17 protein-coding genes are annotated in these 18842 nt (G+C 72.3%); 9 read left to right on the top strand and 8 right to left on the bottom strand.

Features of this window, described 5'->3' with window-relative positions:
• Window positions 1-52: 52 nt before the first annotated feature.
• The 4 genes from HDG68_RS11315 to HDG68_RS11300 form a co-directional block, all read right to left on the bottom strand.
• On the bottom strand, window positions 53-607 hold the full coding sequence (locus tag HDG68_RS11315; RefSeq protein WP_172152139.1) for a GNAT family N-acetyltransferase: 555 nt from the start codon (window positions 605-607) through the stop codon (window positions 53-55).
• Window positions 608-609: 2 nt separating this feature from the next.
• On the bottom strand, window positions 610-1185 hold the full coding sequence (locus tag HDG68_RS11310) for a 1-acyl-sn-glycerol-3-phosphate acyltransferase (RefSeq protein WP_172152138.1): 576 nt from the start codon (window positions 1183-1185) through the stop codon (window positions 610-612).
• Between the two features lie 9 nt (window positions 1186-1194).
• Window positions 1195-2289, bottom strand: coding sequence for an AI-2E family transporter (locus HDG68_RS11305; protein WP_172152137.1), 1095 nt, complete (start codon window positions 2287-2289; stop codon window positions 1195-1197).
• Between the two features lie 74 nt (window positions 2290-2363).
• Window positions 2364-3434: a fatty acid desaturase family protein gene (locus HDG68_RS11300; protein WP_172152136.1), complete on the bottom strand. Its 1071-nt coding sequence runs from the start codon at window positions 3432-3434 to the stop codon at window positions 2364-2366.
• 166 nt (window positions 3435-3600) lie between these two features.
• Between HDG68_RS11300 and HDG68_RS11295 the strand changes: the two genes are divergently transcribed.
• The 3 genes from HDG68_RS11295 to HDG68_RS11285 all read left to right on the top strand — a co-directional run bounded on the left by HDG68_RS11295 (window position 3601) and on the right by HDG68_RS11285 (window position 5804).
• Window positions 3601-4029, top strand: coding sequence for a VOC family protein (locus HDG68_RS11295; protein WP_172152135.1), 429 nt, complete (start codon window positions 3601-3603; stop codon window positions 4027-4029).
• Window positions 4030-4064: 35 nt separating this feature from the next.
• Window positions 4065-4733, top strand: coding sequence for an O-methyltransferase (locus HDG68_RS11290; protein ID WP_172152134.1), 669 nt, complete (start codon window positions 4065-4067; stop codon window positions 4731-4733).
• Between the two features lie 138 nt (window positions 4734-4871).
• Complete coding sequence (locus HDG68_RS11285; RefSeq protein ID WP_172152132.1) at window positions 4872-5804, top strand: cold shock domain-containing protein; 933 nt, start codon at window positions 4872-4874, stop codon at window positions 5802-5804.
• A 23-nt stretch (window positions 5805-5827) separates the two neighbouring features.
• Here the strand turns inward: HDG68_RS11285 and HDG68_RS11280 are convergent, their stop codons facing one another.
• Window positions 5828-6343 (bottom strand): NUDIX domain-containing protein, encoded by a 516-nt coding sequence (locus tag HDG68_RS11280; RefSeq protein ID WP_216648331.1) that lies wholly within the window; start codon window positions 6341-6343, stop codon window positions 5828-5830.
• Between the two features lie 179 nt (window positions 6344-6522).
• Between HDG68_RS11280 and dnaK the strand changes: the two genes are divergently transcribed.
• The 5 genes from dnaK to HDG68_RS11255 all read left to right on the top strand — a co-directional run bounded on the left by dnaK (window position 6523) and on the right by HDG68_RS11255 (window position 11164).
• On the top strand, window positions 6523-8406 hold the full coding sequence (gene dnaK, locus HDG68_RS11275) for a molecular chaperone DnaK (protein WP_172152130.1): 1884 nt from the start codon (window positions 6523-6525) through the stop codon (window positions 8404-8406).
• A complete protein-coding gene (grpE, locus tag HDG68_RS16725; RefSeq protein ID WP_172152128.1) occupies window positions 8403-9059 on the top strand; it encodes a nucleotide exchange factor GrpE in 657 nt (218 codons plus the stop codon). Before dnaK ends, grpE begins: the two co-directional genes overlap by 4 nt.
• 118 nt (window positions 9060-9177) lie before the next feature.
• A complete protein-coding gene (locus HDG68_RS11265; RefSeq protein ID WP_172152126.1) occupies window positions 9178-10179 on the top strand; it encodes a DnaJ C-terminal domain-containing protein in 1002 nt (333 codons plus the stop codon).
• A 40-nt stretch (window positions 10180-10219) separates the two neighbouring features.
• A complete protein-coding gene (locus tag HDG68_RS11260) occupies window positions 10220-10678 on the top strand; it encodes a heat shock protein transcriptional repressor HspR (RefSeq protein ID WP_172152124.1) in 459 nt (152 codons plus the stop codon).
• A 177-nt stretch (window positions 10679-10855) separates the two neighbouring features.
• Window positions 10856-11164 carry a DUF1540 domain-containing protein gene (locus HDG68_RS11255; RefSeq protein ID WP_172152122.1) on the top strand — a complete coding sequence of 103 codons (309 nt, stop codon included), beginning with the start codon at window positions 10856-10858 and terminating at the stop codon, window positions 11162-11164.
• 91 nt (window positions 11165-11255) lie between these two features.
• Here the strand turns inward: HDG68_RS11255 and HDG68_RS11250 are convergent, their stop codons facing one another.
• The gene (locus tag HDG68_RS11250; protein WP_172152120.1) at window positions 11256-12017 is read right to left on the bottom strand and encodes a nucleotidyl cyclase domain-containing protein; all 762 of its coding nucleotides are present in this window, start codon (window positions 12015-12017) and stop codon (window positions 11256-11258) included.
• A 181-nt stretch (window positions 12018-12198) separates the two neighbouring features.
• Between HDG68_RS11250 and HDG68_RS11245 the strand changes: the two genes are divergently transcribed.
• Window positions 12199-16269 carry a sigma-70 family RNA polymerase sigma factor gene (locus HDG68_RS11245; protein ID WP_172152118.1) on the top strand — a complete coding sequence of 1357 codons (4071 nt, stop codon included), beginning with the start codon at window positions 12199-12201 and terminating at the stop codon, window positions 16267-16269.
• 36 nt (window positions 16270-16305) lie between these two features.
• Here the strand turns inward: HDG68_RS11245 and upp are convergent, their stop codons facing one another.
• The gene (gene upp / locus HDG68_RS11240) at window positions 16306-16941 is read right to left on the bottom strand and encodes a uracil phosphoribosyltransferase (RefSeq protein WP_172152116.1); all 636 of its coding nucleotides are present in this window, start codon (window positions 16939-16941) and stop codon (window positions 16306-16308) included.
• A gap of 104 nt (window positions 16942-17045) precedes the next feature.
• A complete protein-coding gene (locus HDG68_RS11235; RefSeq protein ID WP_172152114.1) occupies window positions 17046-18770 on the bottom strand; it encodes an LPXTG cell wall anchor domain-containing protein in 1725 nt (574 codons plus the stop codon).
• Window positions 18771-18842: the final 72 nt, after the last annotated feature.

The following is an 18842-nucleotide window of genomic DNA, read 5'->3' as shown; positions in this document are numbered from 1 at the left end:
CCGAACGCGGCGGTCCTGTCGCACCGGACGGCGACCCGGACACCCCTGCCGTTCAGCCGTCGTGCAGGATCCGCTGGAACAGCACGTGGTCCTGCCAACGTCCGGCGATGCGCAGGTAGCGCGGCGCGAACCCGATCCGCTCGAACCCCGTGCGCACCAGGACCGCCTGCGACGGCGCGTTGTGCGCCAGCGTCGCGGCCTGCACACGATGCAGCCCCAGCGCGTCCCGGGCGTGCTCGAGCGTCGCCTCGACGGCCGCGGTCATCACACCGCGCCCGGTCACCGAGCCGGCGAGCCAATAGCCCAGGTGCGCGTTGCAGAACGCGCCGCCGACGACGTCGCTCAGCGTCACCCGCCCGACGACCCGGCCCGCGTGCTCGAGGACGAACGGCGCGCACCGGCCGGCGTCGTGCTCCCGCAGCGTGGTGCGCACCGCGTCCGCCTGACCGTCCGCCGTGAAGAAGTTCTCCGGCCGGGTCGGTTCCCAGGGCTCGAGCCGTGCCCGGTCGCGGGTGTAGGCCGCCGCCAGCGCCGGGCCGTCGTCGGCGCGCAGGAGACGCAGCACGACGCCGGCGGGCAGCGGGACCGGGCTCCCGCCGTCGGGCACCCTCAGCCCTCCTCCGAGCGCAGACGCGGCTCGGTGCGCAGCTCGGGGTTCACCCCGGCCTTGTCGGCGTAGAACTCCCGGATGCGGTCCATGTCCGCGCGGACGTCGCCGGACAGGAGCATCGTCGGACCCAGGCCGGTGGTCATCGTGGTGCTGTCGACGTAGCCGAGCGTGACCGGCAGGTCGGCCTCGCGGGCGATGCGGTAGAAACCGGACTTCCAGCCGTCACCCGAACGGGTGCCCTCCGGCGTGACCACCAGATGGAAGACCTCGCCGGCAGCCACGTGCTCCAGCACCTCCGCGACCACGCGCGACGGGTCGCGGCGGTCCACCGGGATACCGCCCAGCGCGCGCATGACCGGACCCTTCCAGCCCGTGAACAGGGTGTGCTTGCCCAGCCAGCGCACGTCGAGGCCCAGCCGCCACGCGATGGCCAGCATGAAGACGAAGTCCCAGTTGGAGGTGTGCGGGGCGCCGATCAGCAGACCGGCCTGCTGCGGTGCCGGCTCGGACTGCAGCCGCCAGCGGCTCAGCCGCCAGTACAGGCGCGCGATGCCGCGGCGGATCGAGGAGAGCATCGTCCGATCCTACGGCGCGGACCCCGCGTCCGGTTCCGGCGGGACGACGGCGGGCCTCGGCTCCGCGCCGAGCGCCCGGAAGCGCTCGACGATCTTGATGACGATCGCCACCACCGGCGTCGACAGCGCGGCCCCGAGCAGGCCGAACAGGGCACCGCCCGCGATCGTCGACCCGAGGATCACGATGGGGTGCAGCTTCAGCGCACCCTGCGTCATGAAGGTCTGGATGACGGTCTGCACCGCGTTCTGCGCGACGAGGATGACCACCAGCATCACCACAGCGTCGAACAGACCGCCCGACCCCAGGGCGATCAGCACCGCGAACGCCCCCGAGAAGATGGCCCCGAGGAACGGCACGTAGGAGGTGATGAACGTGACGACCGCGATCGTGAAGGCCAGCGGCAGGTCCAGCAGCCAGGCGGCCGTCCCCACCAGGACCGACACCACCACCGAGGACGCCGTCAGGGCGAGGAAGTACTGCCGCATCGCCCACGTGCCGTCGTCGATGATGCCGGCCCCCACCTGCGCGTCGACGCCGATGTTGCGGGACGTCCACCGCATCAGCAGGTCCCAGTCGGCCAGGATGAAGTAGAGCAGGAACACGCCCACGAACGTGCCCATGACCAGGGCCGCGGTCCCCGAGAAGACGTTGCCGAGCTGCGCCGTGAAACCGGAGAGCAGCGCCGTGCCCCACTCCGGCAGCCCCTCCGTGGTGTCGGTGAGGGTGGGCAGGTCGACCCCCAGGTCCTGCGCCCAGCCCTGGACGGCCTCGAAGCCCTCGGCGAGCTGGGAGCCGATCTCCGCGGCCTGCTGGACCACGCCCCGGACCGCCAGGCCGATCGCGCCGACGGCGACGCCGAGCAGCCCGGCCAGCACGATGATCGCGGCGAGCCAGCGCGGCATCCAGCGGGCGAGCAGGGCGCACAGCGGGGCGAAGAGCGCGCCGACGACGAGGGCGACGAGCAGCGGGATGAAGAGCCCGGAGATCGCTCCGGTGAGCAGGTAGACCGCCACGGACGCGAGCGCGATGCCGACCAGGGCCCACGCCTTGCGTCCCCAGCGCAGGAGCGTCGAACCGCGGGCGGAGGTGGCGGGGGCGTCCATGGGCCGAACCTATCGCCGGGCGCGCCCGATCCGCCGTCGTCCTCGCCGTGCGGCCCCAGGGTCGTGCGGTGCCCTCAGAGCTTGCGCAGCTGGTGGAACATCGGGCAGTCGAACGGGTCGCGGGCCTGCAGGCCGACGCGGTTGAGGTAGCGCACCACGATGCCGTACGAGGCGATCAGGCTGGTCTCCGTGTACGGGATGCCGAGGTGGGCGCAGTGCTCGCGCACGATCTCGCGGGCGCGGTGCAGGTGCGGCCGCGGCATGGACGGGAACAGGTGGTGCTCGATCTGGTAGTTGAGACCGCCCATGAGGATGCTCATGAACCACCCGCCGCGGATGTTGCGTGAGGTGAGCACCTGCTTCGACAGGAAGTCGAGCTTGCTGTCCGCCGGGACGAGCTTCATGCCCTTGTGGTTCGGGGCGAACGACGCACCCATGTAGACGCCGAACACCGCCATCTGCACGCCGACGAACGCGAAGGCGATGCCCAGGGGCAGCACCCAGAACACCGCCGTCAGGTAGAGCGACAGGCGCAGGCCGATGACGACCAACTCCTGGACCCGTGCGCGCAACGTGTCGGGCGACCCGGTGAACAACGACCGGATCGACGTGACGTGCAGGTTCAGGCCCTCGAGGGTGAGCAGCGGGAAGAACAGCCACCCCTGGTAGCGGTGGACGAGCCTCAGGAACCCTTTCTGCTCACGGGCCTGGTCCTCGGTGAACGCGATGGTGTCCATCGCGATGTCCGGGTCCTTGCCGACCTTGTTCGGGTTGGCGTGGTGGCGCGTGTGCTTGGTCATCCACCACGAGTAGCTGATCCCGGCGACGCCGTTGGCGAGGATCCGGCCCACCCGGTCGTTGACGGGACCGGAGGCGAACACCTGCTTGTGCGCCGCCTCGTGCGCCACGAACGAGAACTGGGTCAGCACGAGGCCGAGCGCTCCGGCCATGAGGAGCTGGAACCAGGAGTCGCCCAGCAGCACGAACCCGGTGACGATCCCGCCGAGCGCCGCGGTGAGCACCCCGAGCGTCCACAGATAGTAGCGGGGGGTCTTGCGGAGCAGCCCCGCGTCCCGCACCGTGCGGGACAGGGCGGAGTAGGTGCTGGTGACAGGGTTGACTGCGCGCAGTGCGGCGGAGGTCATGGACGTCCTCGTCGTCGGGGGTGTCGACTTCTCAGCCGCGGTCGTGGGGTGATGCTCGAGATGCAGATGGCCCTCACCGTACGGGGTCGGCGCCCACCGGGGAGCAGACTCCGCGTGAAGGGAATGTGCACGTGTGTCCGGCGTCGGGCCGTGGCAGTGTTCAGGCATGACGTCCGACGACGGCACCACCGGTACGCCCCGGCCCTCCGTACGGCAGCTGCGCCTCGTGGTGCAGACCGACGACTTCGAGGAAGCGCTTGCCTTCTACCGCGACGTGCTCGGGATGAGCACCCGCGAGGCCTACCACGGTGACGGTGGCGCCGAGGTCACGATCCTCGACGCCGGGGTGGCCACCCTCGAGCTGTCCAACGCCGCACAGGTGCGGATGATTGACGACGTCGAGGCCGAGGGTCGGCCCAGCGCTCGGCTGCGGGTCGCTCTCGAGGTGGACGACGCGGAGCGCGCGACGGCCGAGGCCGTGCAGGGCGGGGCGGAGCTGGTCGCGTCGCCGCGCGAGACGCCGTGGCGGTCGATGAACTCGCGGCTGGAGGCGCCCGCCGGGCTGCAGGTGACGCTCTTCCAGGAGCTCGACTGAGGCCGAGCCGCTGCGCAGCGTGCCAGGATCGGCCCATGGGAACTGACACGCAGTGGGGCGACGTCGACTCCTATCTCGTCGCCGAGACCGTCCACGAGGACGACGCGCTGGTCGCCGCCCGCGCATCGGCCCGCGAGCACGGACTGCCGCCGATCGAGGTCGCGCCCAACCAGGGCGCCTTCCTGTCCCTGCTGGCCCGGATGTGCGGTGCCCGCCGCGTGCTGGAGGTCGGCACGCTCGCCGGGTACAGCTCGATCTGGCTGGCCCGTGCCGTCGGTCCGCAGGGGCGGGTGACGACCGTCGAGCGTGATCCCCGGCACGCCAAGGTGGCACGTGAGAACCACGACCGTGCCGGCGTGTCCGAGCGTGTCGACGTCGAGGTCGGCCCGGCGCTGGACGTCCTCGCGCGCCTCGTCGACGACGGCGCGGCACCGTACGACCTGGTCTTCATCGACGCCGACAAGGCGAACATGCCCGCCTACCTCGACCTCGCGATGCGCCTGGTCCGGTCCGGCAGCGTGATCGTCGGCGACAACGTCGTCCGCCGGGGCGCCGTCGTCGACCCCGACAGCCCCGACGCCGACGTGCAGGGCGTGCGCGCCTTCCTGCACGCGCTCGGCAGCGACCCGCGGCTCGAGGCCACCGCCCTGCAGACCGTGGGCTCCAAGGGCTGGGACGGGTTCGCCGTCGCGCGGGTGCGGTAGAGGACGGCGTCGGGGTGCGCGCGATGTGACGCATCGGACAGGCCTGATTGCTCGAGCCGGGCACCACGGTGGTCACGGCGTGCGGCTCCGGGGAGGGACACTGGAGGAAGCACCCGCTGCCGAGACGAGGAGTCCGAAGTGCCCCAGGGAACAGTCCGATGGTTCGACACCGACCGAGGGTTCGGTTTCATCGACCTCGGCAACGACGGCGAGGACCTGTTCGTGCACGCGTCCGAGATCGTCGGCGCCGGTGACGGGCCGAAGCAGCTCCGCGAGGGGCAGGCCGTCGAGTTCGAGGTGGGCGAGGGCGACCGCGGTCCCCAGGCGCGCCACGTCCGCGTCACCGGTGACGTCGCCGCCGACGCGCCGCTGGGTGTGCTCGGCACCGTCAACTGGTACGAGCCGGCCAAGGGCTACGGGTTCGTCACGCCCGACGACGGCCGCACCGAGATCTTCGTGCACAGCTCGGCCATCGTCACCGGCGGCGTGATCTCCGAGGGACAGCGGGTGGCCTTCCTCGTCGTCGAGGGGGAGAAGGGTCCGCAGGCGGACCACCTGCTCCCGCTCGCGGCGGAGGCCGCGCGTCCGGCGTCGGACGGCGCGGACGGCACGGTGTCCTTCTACGACGACGCGAAGGGCTTCGGGTTCATCGCTCCCGACGCGGGGGGAGCGGACGTCTTCGTCCACGCCAAGGCGCTCGGCCGGGGGCTGACCGAGCTCGCCGAGGGCGCGCGCGTGACGTACGACGCCGTCGACGGCGACCGGGGGCCGAACGCCCGCAACGTGCAGCTCGTGCGGGGCGCCGGGGGATCGCGCGGCGGTGCCGACCGGGGACGGTCGAACCGTCCGGGCCGGTCCGGTGGCCCCGTGCGTGGGGGCGAGGGCACCGTCGCGCGCTACGACGCGGACCGCGGGTTCGGTTTCATCACGCCCGACGCCGGCGGTGACGACCTGTTCGTGCACGTGTCCGTGGTGCGGGACGCCGAGATCCTGGAGGAGGGTGACCGGGTCCGCTTCAAGGTGCGCCAGAGCGACCGCGGGCCGCAGGCGGACGGCGTCGAGCTGATCTGAGGGGGCGCCGGACCCGTTCCCGGTCACGGTCCGGCGATGCGCCTCAGAGGTTTCAGGAGGGCTCGCAGGCGATCGGTCCACGGTTCCGCCATCCGTCCGGCGCGCAGACGGGCCTCCACCTCGTTCCAGGAGACCCATTCCGCACGGTCGACCTCTACCCCGTCGGGCGTGACGTCGGGAACGCCGTGCACGGGGGCGAGGTACATGTCGAGCAGCGCGGACGCCTCCGTGAACCGACCGACGGGGCGGAGGCTGTCCGTCGGCACCAGCAGGCCTGTCTCCTCGTGCAGCTCGCGGCGGGCTGCGCGGCGGCTCGACTCGCCGGCGAGTGCGCTGCCCCCGGGGAACTCCCACGCGAGGGCGAACTCCTTGGTCGCGGCTCGTCGCGTCAGGAGGACGGACCCGTCCGTCCGCACGACGGCGGTCGCCACGATGAGGTGGAACCGCCCGGCGGGCCAGTCGTTCGCTCCGCGACGGTAGGTCTCGCCCGTGGGGTCGCCGGCCTCGTCGATGACGTCCCACCACTCCGTGTCGACCACGGGGACATCGTGGCATATCGCTGCCGGCGAACGACGGTCACCACCTGCGGGAATATCCGCGGCCGGCGCAAGGTTGAGCCAAGCAGACTCAACTTTGACGCTCTCGATTGGACAGCGATCCGACCGCGACTTAAGTTGAGTGCAGACGACTCAACCCCCGTCAACGAAGGAGCACCGTCATGGCTCGTGCAGTCGGCATCGACCTCGGAACCACGAACTCCGTGGTCACCGTCCTGGAGGGTGGCGAGCCCACCGTCATCGCGAACGCCGAGGGCGCCCGCACCACCCCGTCGGTGGTCGCGTTCTCCAAGACCGGCGAGGTCCTCGTCGGCGAGGTCGCGAAGCGCCAGGCCGTCACCAACGTCGACCGGACTATCTCGTCGGTCAAGCGCCACATGGGCACCGACTGGTCCACCGAGATCGACGACAAGAAGTACACCGCGCAGGAGATCAGCGCCCGCATCCTCGGCAAGCTGAAGCGCGACGCCGAGGAGTACCTGGGCGAGCCCGTCACCGACGCGGTCATCACCGTCCCGGCCTACTTCAACGACGCCGAGCGTCAGGCCACCAAGGACGCCGGTCAGATCGCGGGCCTCAACGTCCAGCGCATCGTCAACGAGCCCACCGCGGCGGCCCTGGCCTACGGCCTCGACAAGGGCAAGGAGGACGAGCTCATCCTCGTCTTCGACCTCGGTGGCGGCACCTTCGACGTCTCCCTGCTCGAGGTCGGCAAGGACGAAGACGACTTCTCCACCATCCAGGTCCGCGCCACCTCCGGCGATAACCGTCTCGGCGGCGACGACTGGGACCAGCGCATCGTCGACCACCTCATCAAGCAGGTGAAGAACAACGAGGGCGTCGACCTGTCCAAGGACAAGATCGCCCTGCAGCGTCTGCGCGAGGCGGCCGAGCAGGCCAAGAAGGAGCTCTCGTCCGCGACGAGCACCAACATCTCGATGCAGTACCTGTCGATGAGCGAGAACGGCCCCGTCCACCTGGACGAGAAGCTGACCCGCGCGCAGTTCCAGCAGATGACGCAGGACCTGATCGACCGCACCAAGGAGCCGTTCCACGCCGTCATCCGTGACGCGGGCGTGTCCGTGTCGGAGATCGACCACGTCGTGCTCGTCGGTGGGTCCACCCGCATGCCGGCCGTGTCCGACGTCGTCAAGGAGCTCACCGGCGGCAAGGACGCCAACAAGGGCGTCAACCCGGACGAGGTCGTCGCCGTCGGCGCGGCCCTGCAGGCCGGTGTCATCGGCGGTGAGCGCAAGGACGTGCTGCTCATCGACGTCACCCCGCTGTCCCTCGGCATCGAGACCAAGGGCGGCGTGATGACCAAGCTCATCGAGCGCAACACGGCCATCCCGACCAAGCGCAGCGAGATCTTCTCCACCGCCGAGGACAACCAGCCCTCCGTGGCGATCCAGGTGTTCCAGGGCGAGCGTGAGTTCACCCGGGACAACAAGCCGCTGGGCACCTTCGAGCTCACCGGCATCGCCCCGGCCCCGCGCGGCGTGCCGCAGATCGAGGTCACCTTCGACATCGACGCGAACGGCATCGTGCACGTGTCCGCCAAGGACCGCGGCACCGGCACCGAGCAGTCGATGAAGATCACCGGCGGCTCCGCCCTCCCGCAGGAGGACATCGACCGCATGGTCAAGGAGGCCGAGGAGCACGCCGAGGAGGACAAGAAGCGTCGCGAGGAGGCCGAGACGCGCAACCAGGCCGAGTCCTTCGCATACGCGATGGACAAGCAGATCGCGGACAACCGCGACAAGCTGCCGGCCGACGTCGTCTCCGAGGTCGAGGCGGACGTCGCCGCGGTGAAGTCCGCCCTCGAGGGCGACGACACCGAGGCCGTCAAGACCGCCTACGAGAAGCTGGGCACCTCCTCGCAGAAGATCGGCGAGGCCCTCTACTCGGCCGAGCAGGCCGCCGGTGGCGACGCCGGTGCCGAGGGCGCCGCGGCGGGCGACGCGCCGTCGTCGGAGAACTCCGACGAGGACGTGGTCGACGCCGAGATCGTGGACGACGAGGACGACAAGAAGGACTCCAAGTGACGTCTGACGAGACGCAGGGCACCCCCGAGCCGGAGAACTCCGGCTCGGGGGACACCCCTTTCCACTTCACGGACAAGCGCAAGGTCGACCCGACCACGGGCCACAAGCGCGAGGTGCCCGACGGCGGTACCCCCGACCCGGACGACGCCGCGGTGGCGCCCGGCGAGGGCGACCCGCTGGAGGCCCTCGACTTCGCCCCCGAGGGCGAGGCCGCCGAGGACTCCGAGGTCATGCAGGCCAAGGCCGAGGCCGCCGAGCACCTCGACGCCCTGCAGCGTGAGCGGGCGAGCTTCACCAACTTCCGCAACCGGGCGCGTCGTGACCAGGAGGCCGCGCGCACCCAGGGCACGCAGGACGTGCTCACGGCGCTGCTGCCGGTGCTGGACGACATCGAGCGGGCCAAGGCCCACGCCGAGCTGTCCGGCCCGATGGCCGCCATCGCGGAGAAGCTCGACGCCTCGCTGACGAAGTTCGGCGTCGAGCGGTTCGGCGCCGTGGGCGAGGAGTTCGACCCCACCGTGCACGAGGCACTCATGCACAACACGGACGCCGAGGCGGAGTCCACCACGGTGAACCTGGTGGTCGAGCCCGGCTACCGCATCGGCGAGAAGGTGGTCCGGGCCGCCCGCGTGGGCGTCGTCGGCCCGGAGTAATGCTCGCCTCTGAGCAACCACCCGCGAGATCGACGTACCCGGATCGAGATCGACGTACCGTCCGTCGATCTGAGTACGGGTACGTCGATCTCGCGGGCACCGCAGAGAAAGGAACGTCGTGACCGGCCAGGACTGGATCGAGAAGGACTTCTACGCCGCGCTCGGCGTTCCCAAGGACGCCGACCAGGCGGCCATCAAGAAGGCGTACCGGAAGCTGGCGCGCCAGTACCACCCGGACCAGAACCCGGGCGACGCCGCGGCCGAGGCCCGGTTCAAGGAGATCGGCGAGGCGTACGCCGTGCTGTCCGACGCCGAGCAGAAGCAGCAGTACGACGCGCTGCGCTCGATGGCGGGCGGCGGCCCGCGGTTCGCCGCCGGCCCTGGCGGTGGCCCGGCCGGGTTCGAGGACATGTTCGGCTCGATGTTCGGCGGGGGCGGCGCACGAGCCGGAGGCCCGGGCGGTCCCCGCGTGCAGTACCAGCAGACCGGCGGGGCCGGGTTCGAGGACATCCTCGGGTCCATGTTCGGCATGGGCGGCGGCCGCCAGGCCGGGTTCGGCGGACCGCAGCGGCAGAAGGGTGCCGACGTCGAGACCAGGGCCACGCTGCCGTTCCGCGCCGCCGTCGAGGGGACGACCGTCGAGCTCACGGTGGACGGGCGCAGCCTCAAGGCGCGGATCCCCGCCGGGGTGCGCGACGGTCAGAAGATCCGCCTCAGCGGCAAGGGCCGGCCCGGCATGAACGGCGGCCCCGCGGGCGACCTGCTGATCGCCGTGCACGTGGAGGACCACCCGGTGTTCACCATGGACGGCGACAACCTGCGCATGACGCTGCCCGTCACGTTCGCCGAGGCCACCCTCGGCACGACGGTCGAGGTGCCGACCCTGTCCGGCGAGACGGTGCGGCTGAAGGTGCCCGCCGGCACGCCGTCGGGCCGTGCGCTGCGCGTCAAGGGTCGCGGCGTCGCCACGAAGAAGCGCACCGGCGACCTGCTGGTCACGATCCAGGTCGTGGTGCCGCAGAAGCTGAGCCGCGCGGCGAAGAAGGCGCTCGAGGAGTTCGCCGCCCAGGCGGACGGCGAGGACGTGCGTGCCGACCTGGCCACGCGCGCCGCGCAGTAGGACGCCGTCCGCCCAGTAGCCTCGGGGCGAGGAGGTCGAGATGGTCACCGACGACGCACCCGTGCTGACGGTCTCGCAGGCCGCGCAGCTCGCCGGCATGCACCCGCAGACGTTGCGCCAGTACGACCGGCTGGGGCTGGTCACGCCCCGTCGTACCCGCGGCCGCGGTCGGCGCTACTCGCGGCACGACGTCGCGCGGCTGCTCGAAGTGCAGCGCCTCGCGCAGGACGAGGGCATCAACCTGGCGGGGATCAAGCGCATCCTGGACCTGGAGCAGCACGTCGCCGTGCTCGAGGACCGGTTGGCGCGGCTCGCGCACCTCGTCGCGGAGCGCGAGGAGGCCGACGGTCGCGTGTTCGCCGCGGGGTCCGGCGGGGACGTCGTGGCGATGCCGCTGGGCCGCCGGGTCCGGCGCTCCGAGCTGCGGCTCGAGGTCGAGACGCGGCGCGAACGCGGTGGGGCGATGGTGCTGTGGCGCCCGAGCCCGCCCCGTCGTTGACCCCGTCACCCGGCTCGGCCACGTTCCCCACAATAACGAAATGACTCCCTTTCGTATTGGAAGAATGATGCGGTAAGGCTTTCCTAAGAGGAATAAGTCAGCACATCCTTCCTGGGCAAGAATGCCATTCGCGTCCTATCATCGGTATATCGAGATGCCGATCACGAGGAGCGAACCATGACGTCAGTGCTGGAGATGCCCGAGGTCACCGAGTGCTCGGTGACGGGCTGCGGATACAACCACGACCACGACTGCCACGCCGGGGCCGTCACGATCGGCGGCGTCCCCGGTGACGCCGAGTGCGCCACCTTCATCCCGCTGGGCACCAAGGGCGGGCTCGACAAGGTCGTCGCCCACGTCGGGGCCTGCCAGCGCATGGACTGCGTGCACAACCAGGACCTGGAGTGCACCGCGACGGCGATCCGTGTCGGTGCCGGCCCCCAGGACGACGCGCACGCCGACTGCCTCACGTTCAGCGAGGGCTGAGCCCGCGCGTCGAGATACAGCACGAGGGCGGTGCCGGTCCGAGGGGACCGGCACCGCCCTCGTGCTGTGTCTCGGGGGAATAGCGCGGTTTCTAGCGCTGCAGGTGCTGCAACAGGTCCAGCGCGGCGTCGTGCGTGACCGGGAGCTGTTCCAGCCAGACCCGGACCGGCCGCCGCATCGTGTCCGCGACCCCGAGGACCTGCGCGTTGCGCTCCACGATGCGTCGCACCGTCTGCGACAGGCGTGCCAGCTCGGGCGTCCGCTCGCACAGCACGGTGAAGACGCCGTCGGCCAGCGCCGCCATCGGGTGCCCGTCGCCGAACACCTGGTCGAGCGTGCGGCCCACGGAGGCGGAGCGGGCCATGCGCTGCCACGCGTCGAGCTCGTCGACGGCGACGTCGATGACCACCAGGCAGTGGCTCTCCGGGACGGGCGTGCCAGCCCGGGCCGCGCGGCCGTAGGTCTCGCGCAGCCGCTCGCCGAGGTAGTCGGCCGTGGGAAGGCCCGTGGCGGGATCGCGGACCCCGTTGAGCGCGGGTTGGCGCTCGCGTCCGTGGACCCAGCCCAGGGCGATGCTGCGGATGACCGCGGCGTCCACCGGGTGCCCGACGGCCCGGTAGAGGCAGACGACGTCCTCGAGCGTCTCGTCCAGGCTGATGCCGGCGCTGCTGCGCGCGCACCCGAGGCGGTGCGCGGGAGCCTCCGGCGACCGTCCTTCCACCAGGGCCTCGACGACGGCGTCGACGGCCGGGTGGTACCAGTCACCGGGGCGCAACCATGCCTCGGAGAGGCTGGCGCTGCGCCAGCGCTCGCGCGTGACGGCGCCGTGCGCGCCGTCTGTGGGCAGAATCATGCTGATGGGACCCCCATAGATGTCCATCATGACGCAGGAAGCGTGTTCCGTAGCGGGTGAAACCCCTTCCGCCGATTTTCACCCCCCGGCGGGCGGCTGTCGACCGGGGTGCGCAGTAGAGTGGCGGGGTCCCGTGCCCGGCCGGCGTGGGACCCGTGGACAGTGCGAATCGGGGCCTTTCGTGACCGACGTCTTCATCGGATCCGGCGGAACAGCTCCCAGCGACGGCGAGCTGATCCTTGAGGTGCGTGGAGGCAGCCTCGAGGCCTACGGCGCGCTGTACGAGCGGCACGCCGCGGCCGCCCGCAGCCTGGCGCGGCAGTACGTCCGCTCCGACTCGGACGCCGACGACATCGTCTCGGACGCCTTCCAGCGCGTGCTCGGCACCCTGCAGCAGGGCAACGGCCCCGACACCCACTTCCGTGCCTACCTGTTCACCGTCGTGCGCCGGTTGGCCGCGGACCTGGCCAAGGGCGCCAGGCGCACCCGTCCCACCGACGACGACGGCACGTTCGAGAGCGCGCTCGGCCCCTCGGCGTCGCCGGAGGACCCGGCGCTCGCCGGGTTCGAGAACAGCGTCGTCGCCCGCGCCTACGACGCGCTGCCCGAGCGGTGGCAGGCCGTGCTCTGGTACACCGAGGTCGAGGGGATGCCACCCGCGGAGGTGGCGCCGATCCTGGGCCTGACGCCGAACGGCGTCTCCGCACTGGCCTACCGTGCCCGTGAGGGGCTGCGGGTCGGCTACCTCCAGGAGCACCTGACCACCGAGCCCGCCGACTCGTGCCGCACGGTCAACCCGCTGCTGGGCGGGTACGTGCGCGGCAGCCTCTCGCGGCGGGAGGTCGCCAAGGTCGACCGCCACCTCGAGCAGTGCGGCGACTGCCGCACCCTGGTGCTCGAGCTCGGCGACGTCGCGCACGGCATGCGTGCCGTCGTCGCGCCCCTCGTGGTCGGCATCGCCGGGCTCGCGCTGCTCGGGTCGCTTCCCGTCGGGGTGCTCTCCGGCGGCGCGGCCGCGGGGGCCGCCGCAGGTGCCGGGGGTGCCGCCGGAGGCGCCGCGGGCGTGGGGACCGCGGCCGGTACCGGTACCGGTACCGGCGCCGCTGCCGGCGCGGGCACGGGCGTCGGGGCGTCCACCGCCGGTGCGTCCACGGCCGGCGCTGCGGCCGGTTCCGGGGCCACCGCGGGTGCCGGTGCGACCGCAGGGGCTGGTGCGACGGCGGGTGCCGGTGCGACCGCGGGTGCGGGTGCCGGCGCTGCCGGGGCCGGCACGGCGGCGACGACCGCCGGCGCGGGTGCCGCCGGGGCCGGTGCGGGAGCCGCGACGACGGCCGCCACCGCGACGACGGCCGCCACCGCGACGACGGCGGCCACGGCCACGACGGCCACCGCGGCCACCACCGCGACCACCGCCGCCGTCGCGACCGGTGCCGCCGGGGTCACGGGAGCGACGGTCGCCGCGTCCACGGGCGCCGTGGCCGTCGCCACGGTCGGCGTGGTCTCCGTGCTGGGATCGCTCGACGCCGGCGACAGCACGCTCCCCGAGGACCCGCCGCCCGTGGCCATCGCGTCCCCCTGGCCGACGGAGGACGAGGAGCAGCAGGTCGACGCGACGCCTGCCGAGCCGACGCCCGAGCCGAGCGAGGACCCGACCGACCCGGCCAACGTGCCGCCCCTCGTCGACCCCGACATCGACGAGATCGTGCTGCCGGACCCGGCGGCGGTCGCGGTGACGGTCGCCGACGACGTGCTCGCGCCCCGCACGACGGAGCGCCTGAGCTTCGCGGTCACGAACACCGGGGGTTCGGTCGCCGAGCAGACCACTGTGACGTTGGCGCTCCCTGCCGGGATGGGGCTGGTGGAGGGGTCCGCCGCCGTCGGCGCCGCGAACCTGCCGCAGCCGTTGGACGTGAGCTCGCTGCCGTGCACGGCGACCTCGCAGCCGCAACAGGTCCAGTGCTCCGTCGGCACCCTGGAGCCGGGCGCGTCGCGCACCCTGAGCGTCCCGGTGAGCGTGCGCGACGGCGGCACCTACTCCGTGAGCGCGCAGGTGTGGGCCGACGGGCTCGAGCCCCGTCGGATCGAGCTCGACCCCATGCAGGTCGCCTACTTCGGTGCCGAGCTGCGGGCTCGCAGCGAGGACACGGTGAAGGCGGGCAACCCCGGGCAGGCGAGCGTGCCGTTCACGGTCGCGAACACCGGCGACCGGACGGCGGGCGCCGGGTGGCAGGTCGAGGTGTCGGTCCCGGCCGGGCTCGAGCCGCGGTCCGTGAGCGGGGACCTGGACTGCGCGCGCGCGGACGAGCGCCGGACCTGGACGTGCCAGGGCGGTGACCTCGCTCCCGGAGCCCAGGTGAGCGGTGCGCTCTCCGTGGTCGCGGACGGGACGACCGAGGCGGGTGCCTACGACGTCGGCGTGCGTCCGGTCCTCGGCGGCGACGGCGCCACGGTGCGCACGGCGACCTCCGTCGACGTCCCGCGGGGGTGGCAGGGCGCATTCTCCGGCGTCGGCGGCATCGAGGCGTCCTGCGCCGTCGTCGGCGGCTTCGACGACGCCGACGCCGTGGTCGCCGGGACCTACACCAACCGCACCGAGCGCACCGTCGTCGTCGCCCTGACGGCGGCCGGGGCCGACCCGGTGGGCTCCCGGTCGCTCGCCCCCGGGGAGTCCACGCGACTCGTCGTCCACGACGGCCTGCGCGTGCCGTCGGGCGAGGCCACGTGGACGCTGTCGACCACGGTCGCCGGCTCGACCTACTCGCGGACCGTCACCGGCGGCGCGCACGGTGCCGCCGAGTGCTACGACCCCGCCTGGGGCGTGCGCACCTCGGCGCAGGTCGTCAACGACGGCTCGCGCGTGCGGGTGGACGGTACCGTCACCAACGTCTCCGACGAGCCCATGCAGGCGGGCATGTCCGGTGCCGGAGGCCAGGCGGACCGTGTCCGCCTCGACGTGGGGCAGACCGCCACGCTCAGCATCCTCACCGACAAGGCGTCGGTCGCGTCGGGCGACGTCCGGTTCGACCTGTACCGCTGGGTGAGCGACCGGGACGGCGACCAGCCCGCGAACGGCATCGTCCCCGTCACCGCGCCGACGGCCTCCTACCCGGCCGCGACCATCGCCCCGGCAGCCGGCGCGGCCGAGCGCGTCGGGGAGTGCACCTACGACGCCGGTACGGAGACGTCCACCCAGAAGTACTCCGTGCTGCTGGACAACAGCGCGTCCACGCTGCCGTCCCGCTACGAGGTCGTGGTCGGGGACCAGGTCCGCGAGCTCCGGCTCGCCGGCGGGGAGTCGACCACGGTGCGGTTCGACGTCCCGTGGGGGACGCGCAGCGGCACCGTGTCGGCCGACGGGCGCGAGCTGGCCACCCTCGACGTCCGGTTCGAGTCGTGCGCCACACCGCTGACCTGGCCGCAGGCGGCGACCGTGACGGCGGACGCCCGGTGCGATGCCGGGACCGCCGAGGTCGTGGTCGACGTGCGCAACGAGGGGGGCCGTTCCTGGGAGGCGACCCTCCTGCACGGCGGGAGCGTCGCCGGGTCCCGCGCGCTGGGCGGCGACGCGTCGGCGCGGTTCGTGGTCGGCGCAGGCTCCATGAAGGCTCCGGACGGTTCGGCGACGGTCCGGCTGGTGCGGAGCATCGAGGGGACCCCGCAGACCGTCGAGCAGACCGTCTCCTACGAGGGCGTGCGGTGCGTCGTCCGCGACCCGGTCTCCGCGCTCGACACGGGGGAGATCCGTGTGGACGAGAACGGCGACTGGGTGACCTCCTGGCGTGAGGTCGCGGTCGAGCTCGACAACTCCGGGTCGAACGTGCCGGTCGACTTCCGGGTGGTCGGACCGAACGGTCTCGACGCGGCCTTCACGGTCCCGGCCGGCGAGACCCGCGCCACGGACCCGGCGCGCGTCGACGGTCGCCGCGGCGGCACCTGGACGGTCACGGCCGGGGATCGGTCGCGGGAGCTCACCGTCGAGACGTTCACGGGTGCCGAGGCCGGCTGGTGCGCCGAACGGATCGCCTGGGGCACCACCTACGGCGAGGGTGACGTGCGCTCGTGGAACGGCACGGCGTACCGCTACCTGGGCTGGGACGAGTCGGCACCGGGCTACGCGTCGTGGCACCGACTGCGGTCGCAGAAGTGGAGCGACGATGACGACGCCCCCTGGTACACGTCCGGGAGGTGGCGCGGCGTCTGGATGGGCCAGTGGCAGCAGTGGGAGAAGGTCGGGACCTGCGAGTACCGCTGAGCGGGCGAGTACCGGTGAACCGGTGAGCCGGGCCGGTCAGACGACGCCGTAGAGGCGGTCGCCCGCGTCGCCCAGCCCGGGCACGATGTACTTCTTGTCGTTGAGCCGTTCGTCCACGGCGGCGACGACGATCTGCACGTCCGCCCGGTCGCCGACGGCCTCCTGGACCACCTGCACGCCCTCGGGTGCCGCGAGCAGGCACACCGCGGTCACGTCCTCGGCCCCACGCTCCAGCGCGTAGTCGATGGCCGCCACCAGCGTGCCGCCGGTGGCGAGCATCGGGTCGAGCAGGAACACCTGGCGCCCGGTCAGGTCGTCGGGGAGCCGGTTGGCGTAGGTGACGGCCTCGAAGGTCTTCTCGTCACGCTGCAGCCCGAGGAACCCGACCTCCGCGGTCGGCAGCAGACGGGTCATGCCGTCGAGCATGCCGAGGCCTGCGCGCAGGATCGGGATCACGATGGGGCTCGGCTTGCTGATGGCCACCCCCGTGGTGGTGGTGACCGGGGTGGTCACCTCCTTGGGCTCGGTGCGCACGTGCCGGGTGGCCTCGTAGGCGAGCAGGGTGACCAGCTCGTCGACCAGCAGCCGGAAGATGGGCGACGGCGTGGACTCGTCGCGCAGGACGGAGAGCTTGTGGGCCACCAGCGGGTGGTCGGCGACGTGCAGGCGCATGGCATCACCGTACCGGCCGGGGTGGGCCGGGGCTGCACGACGACGGGGCCCGACCGGTCGATGCCGGTCGGGCCCCGTGCGACGTGGCGCTGGTCAGGTGCTGGTCACTCCTGACGCAGGCGGCGCCGCACCACGAACAACGTCACACCCGCGGCCACCAGCAGCGCGGCGACGGCCGCCACGATGCCGACGGTGGCACCCGTCTGCGGGAGCTCCTCGGCGCCCGCGTCGGCGACCGGCTCGGCGTCGACGATCGGGTCGACCCCGCCCGTGCCGGCGTCGGGGAGCTCGGGGTTGGCGCACTCGCTGGAGGCCGGCGGGTAGTCCACCACGGTCGAGTAGTCGGGGTTGACCTCGAAGCGCACCTGCACGCCGTCGCGGGTCCAGGCGTAGTTGCCGTCCGTCTCGACGTAGCTGCCGTCGTCGAGTCGCTCCCAGCCGGGCCACTGCAGGGGTTCCTGCGCGGAGGCGCCCGGCCACAGCAGGCTGCCGGCCAGCGGCTGGTCGGTGACGGTGTAGTCGTCGCCGTCCGGGTTGAGGAACGTGACCGTCAGCGGGGTGTCGCCGTCGGCCTCGACGCCCTGGGGCAGGCTGACCTCGTAGGCGAGGTACGGGACCTCGGACTCGCAGACGGCGGTGATGTCACCGGGCACCAGCGCGCACGGCTCGTCGGTGAACGTGGACTCGTCCACGGCGAACAGCGCGGTGGTCTCGTCGACGGCGGTGTAGCCCGCGGGCAGGTCGCCGAACGTCGTCGACTCGGCGGCGTGGGCGAGGATGCCCCCGTCGGTGGAGGTGTAGGTGACCTCCTCGGTGTCCTCGGGGACGGACAGGTCGTCGTTCTCGACGCCGCACAGGTCGGTCACCTGCGGGGCCTCCGGCGTGACGACGGTCGGCTCGGGCTGCGGCTCCTGCTCGGGCTCGGGCTCGCAGGCCTCGCGGGTGAACGTGTGGGACCAGGTGGTGACGGCGTCCGGGGCGGGCTCGACACCCTCGGTCAGCTCGGCCGTGACCGTCACCTCGGTGCGCGCCTCGTTCCACGTCGCGTGGTAGCGGACGTCCTCCGAGTCCGGGGGCAGCGTCACGGCGTTGTCGGCCTCGCAGCTCTCGACGAACGCCGGCTCGTCGGGCGTCACCTGCCGCGCCGGCTCCTCGGAGCACTCCGCGAGGTAGTTGCTGAGGTCGTCGTGGCGGTAGGCGCGCAGGTCCCGGAAGTAGGGGCCGCCGTTCTCGAACTCGATGTGCTGGTAGTCGGCCCAGTCGAAGCCGTCGTGGATGCCCACGATGTCCTGCTGGACGCCCCAGGACCCCTCGCAGACGTCGGCCGGCAGCGTGGTCTCGTCGAACAGCTCGCCCGGGTACTCCTCGGGCAGGGTCTCCCAGAACTCGCCGCCGTCACGCGTCGCGATGAGCGTCTGGAAGCCGGAGTTCTCCCAGGCGGCGGGCCGCTCCGGGTCGATCTTGGGGTAGACGTAGAACGCGGTCCCGATCTCCGGCGCGCTGCTCTCGCACGCATCGGAGTCGCCGGTCCGGTCCCAGTCGTGGTGGTCCCCGTCGTGCGCGTCGACCTCGACGTCCCAGGTCTGCTCGCGCGAGGGGTCGAGGTCGAACGACTCGTCGTACGAGCTGTGGAACGTGTCCCGGTCGACGACCTGGCCGTCGACGCGCACGGTCACGGTCGCGCCCTGGTAGGCCTGGAGGTCGACGGTCAGGGAGTCGCAGGTGGCCTCGGCCTCCGGCGTGTGCGCGGTGGCGGGCGCCGCGGTGGCGACGAGGAGGCCGCCGAGTGCGAGCGTCGAGGTGGCGATGCTCGCCAGGATCCTTCTCACGGTGGGGGATATCCCTTCCAGCAGAGGGTCAGGCACGACGAAGTGCGTGACACGGGCAACGGGAACAGAAGC

Origin of the sequence: Isoptericola chiayiensis, from assembly GCF_013149805.1 — a bacterium.
GTDB classification, from domain to species: Bacteria; Actinomycetota; Actinomycetes; order Actinomycetales; family Cellulomonadaceae; genus Isoptericola; species Isoptericola chiayiensis.
Note: the sequence above shows the minus strand (reverse complement) of the source record. Positions and strands in the feature narration are given on the sequence as shown.

Excerpts from the sequence above, each read along its gene's own strand:
- dnaK (WP_172152130.1), top strand. The coding sequence starts at position 6,523 with ATGGCTCGTGCAGTCGGCATCGACCTCGGAACCACGAACTCCGTGGTC.
- HDG68_RS11310 (WP_172152138.1), bottom strand. The coding sequence starts at position 1,185 with ATGCTCTCCTCGATCCGCCGCGGCATCGCGCGCCTGTACTGGCGGCTG.
- HDG68_RS11300 (WP_172152136.1), bottom strand. The coding sequence starts at position 3,434 with ATGACCTCCGCCGCACTGCGCGCAGTCAACCCTGTCACCAGCACCTAC.
- HDG68_RS11305 (WP_172152137.1), bottom strand. The coding sequence starts at position 2,289 with ATGGACGCCCCCGCCACCTCCGCCCGCGGTTCGACGCTCCTGCGCTGG.
- HDG68_RS11250 (WP_172152120.1), bottom strand. The coding sequence starts at position 12,017 with ATGATTCTGCCCACAGACGGCGCGCACGGCGCCGTCACGCGCGAGCGC.
- HDG68_RS11260 (WP_172152124.1), top strand. The coding sequence starts at position 10,220 with ATGGTCACCGACGACGCACCCGTGCTGACGGTCTCGCAGGCCGCGCAG.
- HDG68_RS11255 (WP_172152122.1), top strand. The coding sequence starts at position 10,856 with ATGACGTCAGTGCTGGAGATGCCCGAGGTCACCGAGTGCTCGGTGACG.
- upp (WP_172152116.1), bottom strand. The coding sequence starts at position 16,941 with ATGCGCCTGCACGTCGCCGACCACCCGCTGGTGGCCCACAAGCTCTCC.
- HDG68_RS11290 (WP_172152134.1), top strand. The coding sequence starts at position 4,065 with ATGGGAACTGACACGCAGTGGGGCGACGTCGACTCCTATCTCGTCGCC.
- HDG68_RS11295 (WP_172152135.1), top strand. The coding sequence starts at position 3,601 with ATGACGTCCGACGACGGCACCACCGGTACGCCCCGGCCCTCCGTACGG.